Annotated in this window: 10 protein-coding genes and 1 pseudogene; all 11 read right to left on the bottom strand. The window is 38.3% G+C overall.

Annotation, left to right across the window (positions count from 1 at the left end; all coding sequences use genetic code 11):
• Window positions 1-287: 287 nt before the first annotated feature.
• Window positions 288-974: pseudogene (locus tag ACFRAK_RS19690) on the bottom strand (transposase); the annotation flags it as partial.
• A gap of 536 nt (window positions 975-1,510) precedes the next feature.
• On the bottom strand, window positions 1,511-2,500 hold the full coding sequence (speB, locus tag ACFRAK_RS19695; RefSeq protein WP_394572305.1) for an agmatinase: 990 nt from the start codon (window positions 2,498-2,500) through the stop codon (window positions 1,511-1,513).
• A 153-nt stretch (window positions 2,501-2,653) separates the two neighbouring features.
• Window positions 2,654-4,081: an MFS transporter gene (locus ACFRAK_RS19700; RefSeq protein ID WP_387595156.1), complete on the bottom strand. Its 1,428-nt coding sequence runs from the start codon at window positions 4,079-4,081 to the stop codon at window positions 2,654-2,656.
• 498 nt (window positions 4,082-4,579) lie between these two features.
• The gene (locus ACFRAK_RS19705) at window positions 4,580-5,947 is read right to left on the bottom strand and encodes a sigma-54 interaction domain-containing protein (protein ID WP_387595153.1); all 1,368 of its coding nucleotides are present in this window, start codon (window positions 5,945-5,947) and stop codon (window positions 4,580-4,582) included.
• A 924-nt stretch (window positions 5,948-6,871) separates the two neighbouring features.
• Window positions 6,872-7,279 (bottom strand): MBL fold metallo-hydrolase, encoded by a 408-nt coding sequence (locus ACFRAK_RS19710; protein ID WP_387595150.1) that lies wholly within the window; start codon window positions 7,277-7,279, stop codon window positions 6,872-6,874.
• A gap of 285 nt (window positions 7,280-7,564) precedes the next feature.
• Window positions 7,565-8,440, bottom strand: a complete 876-nt coding sequence (gene sdaAA / locus ACFRAK_RS19715; RefSeq protein WP_387595147.1) for an L-serine ammonia-lyase, iron-sulfur-dependent, subunit alpha — start codon at window positions 8,438-8,440, stop codon at window positions 7,565-7,567.
• A gap of 40 nt (window positions 8,441-8,480) precedes the next feature.
• A complete protein-coding gene (gene sdaAB / locus ACFRAK_RS19720) occupies window positions 8,481-9,143 on the bottom strand; it encodes an L-serine ammonia-lyase, iron-sulfur-dependent subunit beta (RefSeq protein WP_387705986.1) in 663 nt (220 codons plus the stop codon).
• A gap of 48 nt (window positions 9,144-9,191) precedes the next feature.
• Window positions 9,192-9,323, bottom strand: a complete 132-nt coding sequence (locus ACFRAK_RS19725) for a hypothetical protein (RefSeq protein ID WP_387595141.1) — start codon at window positions 9,321-9,323, stop codon at window positions 9,192-9,194.
• Window positions 9,324-9,849: 526 nt separating this feature from the next.
• Window positions 9,850-10,719, bottom strand: a complete 870-nt coding sequence (gene purU / locus ACFRAK_RS19730) for a formyltetrahydrofolate deformylase (protein ID WP_387595138.1) — start codon at window positions 10,717-10,719, stop codon at window positions 9,850-9,852.
• A gap of 313 nt (window positions 10,720-11,032) precedes the next feature.
• A complete protein-coding gene (lpdA, locus tag ACFRAK_RS19735) occupies window positions 11,033-12,430 on the bottom strand; it encodes a dihydrolipoyl dehydrogenase (protein ID WP_394572296.1) in 1,398 nt (465 codons plus the stop codon).
• Between the two features lie 104 nt (window positions 12,431-12,534).
• Entirely contained in the window at window positions 12,535-12,843 is a 309-nt protein-coding gene (locus ACFRAK_RS19740) for an iron-sulfur cluster biosynthesis family protein (protein WP_394572297.1), read from the bottom strand.
• Between the last annotated feature and the right edge of the window lie 24 nt (window positions 12,844-12,867).

The following is a 12,867-nucleotide window of genomic DNA, read 5'->3' on the forward strand; positions in this document are numbered from 1 at the left end:
GGTTATCTATGTAAGCTCGGCATTACTCCTCAAGGATAGGGATTTACCGAAAAAAGTGTATGCTAAACTAGCCAATTATAGGAAAAAACCGGTTTAAGCATGGTTATGATTGCACTTTTGGATATCCACATGTCTCATGGAGGTCAACCCTCCCATTCACAGAGTCGATGCTCCTACATTCCTTCGTTCAACCTTTCCATGAGGTGGATGTCGGTCATGCTGCCCCACAGGATCGAGGTCCTCACGTTAGTTGCTTTGCCGACTAATCCGTGCCTTTTAAATGAGTCTTAATTAAATGACCGTGTAACCTTAAAATTCAATGAACTATGCACTGTTTGATGTACTACAAATGTTACCATATGAGGGATATCCTTTAACATCTTGTCTTCTTGAAAACGTAAATTGTTTTTTACCGATTGAAAACAGAATTCGAATAAGCTTGTTACACAAAGGCTATCAGAGATTGCATTTTCTTTAAGGGATTGTGAGAACGTGTTGTGTAATAGAGCTTTAAAAGCCTTGTTCTTTGCCACCAGTATCATGACTGCCCGGAATAAGAGAGCCCTCAATTTCTTTCGTCCCCGTTTGGTAATCTTGGTCTGACCTTTGTGCTTTCCGGATGTGTTTTCTTTTAAACTTAAACCTGCTAATTTTACGATTTGGCGAGGATGTTGATAGTCTCTGAGGTCGCCGACCTCTGCGAAAAAACCTGATACTGTATCTCGACCGATTCCTGACACCTCTAACCTCTGTGTGACACCTGGGATATGGTCTAATAACTGATCTAATTGATGATCTAATTCTTCGAATTTCACTTGAATAAAATCATACTTCTCTAGTAAAGCTCTCAACTCTAATTTCGCCATAGCTGCTCCTTGACGAATACCAATCGAACGATTGGCTGCTTCTTTAAGTGCTCGTATCTTCTTTAAACCTATACTGCGTTTTACAACTTGTCTTAAGGAAAGTAAGAGATCTTCATCGTTTTTGTCCTGTTTTAGCTGGCCAGCTTAGGACACATTCATCCTATCAAGAGGTCTTTTTTCGTTCAAACCTCATTTTCAGTTATTACAGGAATGCTGCCCCGATAGTTCAATATGGGGTCCCACCAACATTTCGCGGAAAACATACGGTAAGACATTTTTGGAATAAAAAAGCAGGCTTTTTATACGCTAAGGATATTTTTCATCATAAACCCTCGTTGGGGTGAGTTTTAAGATGCAGTTTGTAGCATAGCTTTCTTGAAGATTTTCTATGACCAAAAGAAAAACCAAAAACAAATCACCGAAATAGTTGTTTAAGAACCGTTTTTGGTATGGATTTATAGACAAATTTTTCTTATCGTATGTTTTCCGCGTTTTGCTGGTAGGCCCCCCTTAAGAATCTTAGAAGATTATCATAGACACGCACCATTTTTTCAATATCCATCCAATAAAAAAAGCCAATCCCTTATCTATTAGGGAATTGGCTCTTTCTAATGCCTTTGATAGACTAGTTCAATTCTTTAGTTTTATAGCTGAGCTGAAAGAGTTTTTTCATTTTCTCTCTTTTTCTCTTTTTCTTTTAAAACATAGCTCAGTAAATCCAATGAAATACGGGCAGCTACTTGTCCAGTCATCCCAGTAGGATCATAAGGAGGAGCAACTTCAACTAAATCAAAACCAATTACTTCCCCCCTTTTTGCAATTCCCTCCAGCAACTCATTCACTTCATCATAAAGCAGACCACCAGGAGATGGGGTTCCCGTTCCAGGCGCTATGGAGGGATCTATACCATCAATATCAATAGTTACATAATATTTTTCACCTGCCGGAATATGTTCTAACACTTGCTCTAGACCCAATTTTCTCATTTGGCGTGGTGATAAAATGACACTTCCATATTCTCTTGCAGCATCCACATCCTCTTTTTTGCTACTGCTAATACCGCGGATCCCAAACTGGAATATTTTCTGTACATGATCCATCTCGGACAAACGGCGAATGCAACTTCCGTGGCCATAACGTTGTCCTGATCGATGATCTGCCCAGTCTAAATGGGCATCTATTTGAATCACATGAAATGGGCCCAAATCTTCCAATCCCTTACCAATTGCTGCTGTGATGGAATGATCACCTCCTAATATGACTGGCATCGCACCTTTAGAAACAATTTTTCGAATCGCCTCTTCAGTATTTTCATGGCTTTGCATAAAATCCCCATGAACCATGTCAACATCGCCACAATCCACAACTTTCCAATCCGGGCCAAGATACATGATATCGTTTTCAATATCATAGGCACCATCGAGTCCGAAGCTGTACAATGTAGAACCTTCACGAATTCCTCTTGGACCCATTCTTGCTCCAGATTTCCATTGTGTACCCATATCATTAGGTACTCCAATTACCGCTACATCAGCATCCAATTGATCAAGATCCGGGCATACTGGATATTTTCCAAAAGTGCAGATTCCAGTAAATGGAAGGTTTAAAATTTGTTTTTCATCACGCTTTACCATCATTTTTTCCTCCTTTTAATCTCCAATTTTATCGAATTATTAATGCAAGTTTTGTACCAATTAATTTATGATTGAAATAGTAACGGAAAAGATTAAGTATTTGCTTCTATATGGCACCACCCGGTAGACTTTTAATATCAATCCATCAAATAGTTAATCTTGTTGAATAACGAGGTTTTTATCTACTTGGATGGCTTGTAAGGGCTTCTCTTTACCTTCATCCGGTTGAATGGTTTTGGATACGACAATCAATGCTAGAATTGCAAAAACTAAATTGACTAAAATCCCTATTGTAGCAGCAACGTGAATACTGCCTATAGCCACTAATACACCATACACTGCTGTTGAAATGGCAATTCCAAAAGAGTATCCCAATGAGCTTGCCATCTTATAAATTCCGGAAGCTACGCCCACTTTGTCATCAGCAATATTCACGACAGCTACATCTATCGAAGGCGTTGCATACATTCCAAGGCCAATCCCGGAAATTAAAAAGCCTGCAAATACGACAATGATATAAATTAAATCCGGTAAAAACGTCATAGCTGTCATACTCATACCTAACGTGGCTATGAAAGTTGCTAAAAGCATTGGCTTTCTTGCACCCATTTTTTGAAGCATTTTCTCCCCAACCCGAATCATCACAAGTACTGCAATTACGTTTCCTATGGTGAGTAACCCAGTTTGAAAAGGGGTAAACCCCCTTGCCAATTGAATATACGTATTTGCGACAACGACAGTGGCTGCAATTCCATTTTGCAAGAAGTTTGATACAACAGCTCCCGTATACGCTTTTGTTTTGAAGAGGGAAAATTCAATAAATTGATTTTTCTTTTTTCGTTCAACAGCAAAGAAAATTACTATTGTTGCCAATGCACCACCAATAAGACTGAGTGTTAACGGACTTGTCCATCCAAAATCTTGACCGCGTGTCACAATCACATTTATCATCAACATCATGATGATAAAAAGAAAAAAACCGGTAAAATCAAATTTCACTTTACTCTGCTCATCTGCTTTGCTCTCTTGAATGTTCTTTAGTAATAACATCGATAATAGAGCAATGCCGATGGAAACTACAAAAATCCATCTCCATCCCATATACGTGGCAATGGCACCGCCAACTAATGTGGTTAAACCACCACCACCCCATGATCCGAAGGACCAATAACTAAGAGCACGCTGTCTGTCTTTACCGTCAAAGGCTCCCTTAACAAGTGCAATAGTTGCTGGCATAATACAAGCAGCTGAAATCCCTTGAACCATACGTCCAATAATTAATAATGTTGCGCTTTGTGAAAAAATAATCAACAAACAGCCGATAATACTCAAAATCAACCCAATAAAGGTTAACTTCTTACGCCCTGCACGATCAGAAATACCACCAGCTGCAACAATAAAAAGACCAGAAAATAGTGAAGTTAAACTCGTAGCAATATTTAACGTTCCCAATGAAACCCCTAAATCTTTTTGGATTGCCGGGATAATATTAATCATGGATTGTGCAAACAGCCAAAATGTAAGGACAGCAAGAACTATACCGACAATAAATTTATTCGTGCCTTGATTTTTTCCCCCCATCATATTCCTCCTTTATAGAAATCCATTTCGTTGGAGAATCCATAAGATACCAAAACATAGTACACAAAAACTCATTAATAAAAACGCCTTCATTTCCTTTTAAAAGATTCCATTTTACTTACATTAAGCAAGGAACTTACTTATTAAAAATTCTTCTACTTTGTTTGATTATTTTTACCGTCCAACATTATGTCCATTTCCTTCATCATGACAGCCATAATTTGCCGTTGCCTTTGATTTATTTCAATTTCATCTACATTGGAACCATCCCACCTTTTTGTTTTTTTAACTTCGCTTTAATTATTTGCAATTTTCATGCCAATCTAAAAATTTAAACAAAACAAACAGTGTTAGTCATAATTAACTATTGTCATGTCTTTAATTTATTTCAATTTCATTGGACCCATTCTACCTCTTTATTTTTTAACTTCGCTTTAATTATCCTCAAGGGTTACTACCAATATAAAACTCAAAAAAATGGACTATAGTCAAAATTGACTATAGTCCATTAATATATTTTTGTATTTTTCGGTTTGCGGTTGATTGACTAATCCCCAATTTTTTACTCAATTTAATGCTACTGGGGTATTTCTCGAACAATTGTACAATAAACTCTTTTTCTACACTTTCTAAGTATTCATTCAAAGTCATATCTTGCTTATCCTTTTTGGATGACTCTCCGTTTATTATATCCTCAACGATCTCAAGGTCGATTTCTTTGGACTCGGTCGTTACAATTACCTTCTCAATAAAGTTACGCAATTCCCTAACGTTTCCCGGCCATTCCTGCTGGCTGAGCCAGGCAACCATTCTCGGCGTAAAATGCTTATCCATTCCGTACTTTGTATTGAATTCTTCTGTTATTTCATAAATTAAGGGAATCATTTCCTCCCTACGCTCTCTTAGGGGCGGAATCGTCAATTTAACTACGTTAATGCGATAATATAGATCTTCTCTAAATTGTTTTTTATGAATCATTTCTTCCAAGTTTTGATTGGTTGCACAAATAATTCTGCATTTCATCTCAATTTTTTTGCTTCCGCCGACTCTCATAAATGATTGGCTTTGTAAAACGGATAATAATTTTACTTGAAGATTCATTGGAAGTTCACCAATTTCATCTAGAAAAAGGGTTCCTCCGCCGGCACTTTCAAAATATCCTTTCTTTCCTCCCTTTTTTGCACCTGTAAAAGCCCCTTCTTCATAACCAAATAATTCAGATTCAATTAGGGATTCAGGTATAGCACCACAGTTTATTTCAATGATCGGTTCCTTTCTTCTTGGTGAAACTTGGTGAATCATATGTGCCAGGTGATTTTTTCCGATCCCTGACTCCCCTTCCAACAATATTGTAATGCCTAAGCTTGCCACTTTTGATACTACGCCAAGCACCTTTTCCATTTTGCTATTTTTTAAGAAAAAAGGCCTGGTTGTTTGTTTTTTCAGCTCTGCTATTTCTTCCCTGTAATGTTGTATGGCTTTTGCCACCTGTTCATTTTCTTTTTTGAGATATTCAAATTCCGTAATATCTCTGGAAAAACTTACTGCTCCGATCATTTTATTTGTCTCATCAAAAATTGGATATCCCGAGATAATCAGTTTTCTTTTGTTCTTTGTTTCTTGAATAAGAGTTTCTTCTTTTTTACTTTTTAACACATTTACAATAGCGGATGGGGAAAAAACACCTTCTTTTTCTAAATGAAAAACATTCTGACCTAACATTTTCTCATGTGGAATTCCAAATAATTTCCCTGTAGTTTTTCCAGTATAGATAATATTTCCATTGGTATCGGTAATAAAAATTTCATCAAAAGAATCCTCTAATATTCGTTTTAAAAGAATGTAAGCATGTTCCTTCAGATCCATACCGAACCCTCCTAGTCATTAATGATTATATAGTATTCAAAAATGACTAATATTTCAAACTATTCTTGATTTATTTCTTGCCGATAAGGATGATTATGTGAACTAGCGTTTTTTCGTTAGTTGAAAAAAGCATTGTTTAACAGAGTCTATTTTAAAGAAGTAACACTCAAAAAAGTTCGTAAAAGACGTTAAGGAATCGACTTTTTTTTCTTCTTCTTAATGAACTAGTCGAGTAGAAGGGAGCCTTTCTACCTTGCGGTAGATTATGTTCCTCCCCCTCACAGAACCGTACTTGCGCTTTCACGCACACGGCTCCTCCTAGTTACCATTCACAAAATGTAGCTAATCTCTTAGATTCAGATTTTGCAATTCTGCTATCCGACTCCCTACACAGCATTTGGTTTCCTAGCTTTTATCGCTTCTACACCATGCTCTTCTAACAAGAAAAGACCGGTAGGGTCTCCCGAGTTGCCGTATCATATCAATGTATAACGTGCCAGGGCCTCTGACTCCAGAGAGGTTTTACCCTTCTTGCCTTTAACGAAAGGTAAAATGTAGCTTTCTGCTGTGCGTAAGGCATCAGCCCTCTCGATTCACTAACATCATGGAGCTCAATCCCTTCAACCATTTGGCTTTCTGCGTTTTCCTTCGATTATCTAACCGAATTAACTGATTTTTAGTTTGAGAAATTTAAACATCCGTCAATAATGAGCGATGAGAGCCAAACTAAATAAGAATTCTTATAAACCTTGAGGACTAAACTATTAAGCTAATTATTTATTTCGAACCCCTTCACAAATTTTCCAATCGTTTCAAGCTCTTTTTACAAAAACTACATTTTGATTAAAGATTGATCAAAATGTAGTTTTTGCTTTAAATTAGGTATGTGATTTTTATAATAAAGTCTAACCATTTTGCTGAAACTTATTTACTAAAGCTCCCGTTGTATAATAAGAATGGCATCGTCTCCAATTTTATAAAATGCCCACAGTTATCATTTATCTCCCTGTTTAGCTTTAGTTGATAAGATTTCTTTATATCTTTAAAGCGGCCCTTATATTGATCTGTCAAGGTGGCTACAGTCCTTAATAGTATTGCTTCATTCTGATATTCATCCTTCGATGTTGGCTTCCAATGGGAGAAGACATAGATTTCAGCATCAAATTGATCGATTGTGTCTAAAAATTGAATCGTACTTTGAGTCGTATAATTCCTTTTGTTTGAATAGATATTTGCATAAATAGAGTCGCCAAGAAATAGAATTTTTCTTCTTTGATATAGATAATGATAGAATCTGGGGAATGATCGCCGCCTACATACTGCAAAAGACAAGATACTCCTCCTAGATCAGGCTCCATTCTCTGTTCAAAGGCTAAATGTGGTAATGAAATGATAATATTTCTTTCGGGCTTCCAAATTCTTTTTTGATTGCATTGGACATAATAAAAAAAGAGCAAACTTATTGAAGAGTTTACCCTTTTAGCGATACATTCTTCCATAATACTTAGAATCTCTTTATTAAGTCCTTTTTGTCTGTAATTTTTAATATAAGCCTGTTCTAGCTTATTGTATGGATCAACAATCGTTTGGAACCATGAATTTATATAATCCTTTAGTTTATTTAAATGAACCGAATATTTCTGCTGCCAATTTACGTCCTGTCGGAGTGGCAGCCAGGCCACCCTCTGCCGTTTCGCGAAGTGCAACCGGCATGGTCAATCCGATTTTATACATGGCATCGATCACTTCGTCACATGGAATGCGGCTCGTTATGCCTGCAAGAGCCATATCAGCTGCCGTTATTGCGTTGGATGCACCCATAGCGTTACGTTTCACGCAAGGAACTTCAACCAATCCAGCCACTGGATCACAAACCAATCCGAGCATATTTTTCAATGTGATTGCCATCGCTTCTGCGGCTTGGCTTGGTGTGCCGCCGGCCAGTTCCACAATCGCAGCTGCGGCCATCCCGCTTGCCGAGCCCACTTCTGCTTGGCAGCCACCAGCCGCTCCAGAAATGGAAGCATTGTTTGCCACCACGAAACCGAAGGCAGCGGAAGTGAAAAGAAATTCAATCATCTCTGCTCGGGTCGGGTTTAATTTTTCTTTCACGGCAAATAATGTACCGGGAACAACGCCTGCCGAACCTGCAGTCGGAGTGGCACAAATCATTCCCATTGCTGCATTCACTTCGTTCGTCGCAACAGCTTTACTGACGGCATCCAATAATAAATCGCCTGCGAGCGCCTTGCCCGACTTGATATAATTTTGCAAAAGAACGGCATCCCCGCCCGTTAGGCCTGTAACGGATTGCACACCTTTCAGTCCTCTTTCCACCGCTTGTTCCATCACTGTCAAATTCCTGTCCATCTTTTCAATGATCTGCTCTCTCGAAAGGCTTGAGAACTCCATTTCTTGTAAAATCATGATTTCCGCGATTTTTACATGTTTACTTTCAGCAAGTTCAACCAACTCTGCTACATTTCGGAACATGTTTTTACCTCCATATCTATGCCAACACTTTTAATGATTATCATTCAACCATCCTTATGACTTGCGACACGTTTTCCAATCCTTCAATTTCCTTCATGACATCGCCCTTGATTTTCTGATCGACTTCAATCACCATGAGGGCCATTTGACCTTTTTCTTTTCGTGAAACTTCCATATGTCCAATGTTAATTTCATGGTTTGCCAATACGGTCGAAACGGAAGATATGATTCCAAATACATCGTTATGCACGACTAAAATGGCTGGGTTTTCACCTGACAATTTAAGCTTGAACGTATTCAATTCCGTTATTTCTATCATTCCGCCGCCAATCGAGATCCCAACTAGTTCCAATTCTTTATCTTCGTCGAACAGTCTGATCTTGACTGTATTAGGATGATCCATCACAGTATCCTCGATTGTAAAGGTAACTTCCATGCCAGCTTCTTCCGCTATCGTTAAAGAGGCAGGGATTCGTTCATCATCCGTATCGAAATCCAATATCCCGCCTACGACAGCGACATCCGTACCGTGTCCCCTGTATGTTTTTGCAAAAGAACCATATAAAGAAATAATGGCTTTCTTCGGTTGCTTTCCGAATAATGTCCTTGCTACTCTGCCAATTCTGGCAGCTCCTGCTGTATGTGAGCTTGAAGGTCCAATCATGACGGGACCGATTATATCGAATGCAGATCTGTACTTCATTGTGTAATGCCCCTTTTCCCGGCAAAAGATTCGATTAACCTTCTTTCATTATGCCGCTTTTTGTTCTTCATTCACCCTTATATCTGAAACAGTCGTAATCTTATAATTCTTGAACACGATCGACCCAAGGAAACCTGCCGTTGCTCCTACACCTGAAAATATCCCAGCCGTGATTGTCACTCTTTTACAAGATCATTGAAACCGTACATAACTGCCAACCCTGAGATTGGTGTCGCGGTCCCGGTTGCATTATGGGTCAGAAACATGGAAAAACTTTTCAAGCAGAGAACACCGTTGAACGCGTCATTGCCTATTTAAATGAATTCTTTCCACTAATAATGTCCGTTATCGAATAGGCGAAAAAGTCAGCGTTCATCTCAATCATACGACGGTTGTTTATATTTATAATGCTCCGGGATTAGCAGTATATCTCCACAATCAACAAATGCTTATGAAAGAAAAATTTTATGAAATTGATTCAATTATTATAGAGATGGACATTGGGGTTTAATATAGGAACAGGAATAGGTATAACTAGTTCTGGTGCCCCATTTGAGATTGGACAAAATACTCCCAAGGTTGTATATTTTTGTCCGTTCTAATAGAATCAGTAGAAAAAATCTTTGAACATATTAAATAAAATAAGCTACTCAATTATCCTTAAAATTTTTGTTTATCCCTATCTTGAAACGTATTAATATTGTACTCAATCAAACACGATTGTTTTATTACCATGAATAATAACTTTATCTTCAATATGCCAGGAAACAGCTTGGGCAAGAACTTGTCTTTCCACATGACTTCCGGCAACCTTTAATTCTTCTATTGTATGTCTATGATTAACCCGCTTTACATCTTGCTGAATAATGGGTCCTTCATCAAGATCATTCGTAACATAATGAGCAGTTGCTCCAATTAACTTAACACCACGATTATAGGCCCTCGCATAAGGATTTGCTCCGACAAACGCCGGTAAAAACGAATGATGAATGTTAATAATTTGATTTGGAAACTCCGATATAAATGTAGGGGAAAGAATTTGCATATATCTAGCCAAGGCAATAAAGTCTACTTTCCCTTTCAGTTGTTCTAGCGCTTTCTGTTCTGCTTGTTGCTTCGTTTCATGAGTTAAAGGAATATGATAATAAGGGATGTCATAGCTTTCTACTATTTTTTTAAAATCAGGATGATTACTGATTACCATCGGAATTTCTACTGGAAGTTCATTTGATTTCCAACGCCATATAAGCTCCATAAGACAGTGATCCATTTTGGATACAAAGATGGCCATTCGTTTTTTTTTCTTATTACCACTTAAGGTCCATTCCATGGCATAAGCCTGAGCCAGCACATGTAAGTCCACCTCAAGTTTTGCATAGGAAGCATCAACGTCGTTTAAATCAAATTCGATCCTCATAAAAAACATACCTGCTTGTGGATCCGTCGTATGTTGGTCAAAATGAACAACATTTGCTTTGCTTTTTAATAAAAGGTTAGAAACAGCCGAGATAATACCTGGCTTCTCTGGACAAGATATTAATAATCTAGCACGGTTAACATTCACTTCTTTATACAATGTTGACTCTCACCATCCTTTAGAGTTGTATGTAAAAGTTGTAGAAAGCTTTCGAATTCAGAATGATGGCTAAACACAACCTCTTTCGGTGTCCGAACAATACTGTAACTACAATTTCAATTCTAGCCTTCATGAACTACAGTGAGGGCGGGCGATAGAACCTTAAAGATTACTGAAGTACGTTTTTTTCATTTCAACCTTCATATCTTCAGGTTTCTTAGCGCTTAAAGTAGAGGAAATAATACTACCTGCTTACCGCCTTTCTTCTCCCACCTATCAGAAGGTTCGCCCCTATTCTTTCACAATTTTTTAACTAGGCGTGTATTTCCTTACCATATACAGCTAGGGCAGCTTCCCCAATTGCTTCCGCTAATGTTGGGTGAGGGTGTATCGTCTGCGCAATATCCATAGCTGTTGCATTTAATACTCGTGCAAGACCCGCTTCTGAGATCATATCGGTTACATGTGGCCCAACCATATGCGCTCCTAACAACTTACTAGACTCTTCTTCAACAACAAGTTTGACAAACCCGCCTGATTCACCAAAAACAAGTGCCTTTCCAATCGCACGGAAGGAGAATTTTCCTGTTTTTACTTGATACCCTTTCTCCTTCGCCTCCTCTTCTGTTAGTCCAACACTAGCTATCTCCGGGCTACTATATATGCATTTTGAAACAAGCGATGGATCAAGTGGCACAGGGTTTTCTCCTGCCATATGTTCAATTGCGATGATTCCTTCATGTGAAGCAACATGGGCAAGCTGCAATCCTCCAATTACATCTCCAATTGCATAAATGTTTGGCTCATCCGTTTGATAATACTCATTTGTTTGAATAACACGTTCGACTTCAACTTTCGTATTTTCAAGGTGAATGCCTTCTATGTTTGGTAATCTTCCGACAGATACTAATAATTTTTCTGCTGAAAACGTCGTGTCTTTCCCTTTATATTCCGCTTTAATAGAGACACCCTCACCTTTTTCTAACGATTCTGGAAGCACCTTTGCCCCTGTTACGATTTTCACACCTTTTTTCTTCATTAATCGCTGTACTTCCTTTGAAATATCTTTATCTTCCGTCGGTAAAATGCGATCGGCATACTCTATCACAGTTACTTCTAATCCAAAGTCAATAAGCATCGAAGCCCATTCTATTCCAATAACACCGCCGCCGACAATAATGATGGAATTTGGGAGCTCATTCATTTGTAGAGCTTCATCCGATGTCATCACATATTCGCTATCTGCTTCTAGGCCGGGTAATGTCCTTGGACGAGATCCTGTCGCTATTAAAATATTTCGAGGACATAATATCATTTCCCGTTCTTCATGATTCAATTTCACTAAAACATCTTTCGACTGTAAAATGCTTCCTTTACCTTCAAACACATCTATTTTCCCTTTTTTCATTAAATGTTGTACACCTTTAAATAAGCGTTCAGTAATTTCTTCTTTCCTGGCCTGAACTTTTGAGAAGTCCAGTCGCACTTCCGGTGCAATAACACCGTATTTATCTGCTTTCTTTGTATTCGAATACACCTCAGCACTTCTTAAAAATGCTTTACTTGGAATACAACCTGCATGAAGGCATGTTCCACCAAGTTTACCTTGTTCCACGACCGCCGTTTTTAACCCTAATTGAGACGCACGAATGGCCGCAACATATCCTCCGGTACCGCCGCCGATGATAACAACGTCATATTCTTGATTCACCTAATATATCCCCCTTTTGTTTTCATAACCATGGATAGAGTAAGTAAGAAAAACAACTTATTAAACACGATCTATTCTATTAATAGGTAAGCCGTGACGATTCTTTAATTTATTTCAATAGCACATTCACTGGATGCAAAGATTTTTTTTCCAACAATAAAGCCATGATCTTCTAAATAATCAATTTGTGTCTCTTCATCTAAATAGCGTTTTGTAAAATGATCTAATCTAAGCTGAACTCCCTCATATTCAATAATTGCATCATTTCTGCGGGGCTCGTCCATTACGAGGGAGAACTTCACCGACACCCCGCAGCCGCCCGCAATATCAGCATCAATACGAGGAATTTGCGCATCCTTACGTGTCATTTCCTTCAGTTTATTCATGGCTGCCTCTGTTATTTTGACTATCATCTGATTCTCCCCTTTCTTAATGAA

This window comes from Peribacillus sp. NPDC056705, assembly GCF_043656335.1.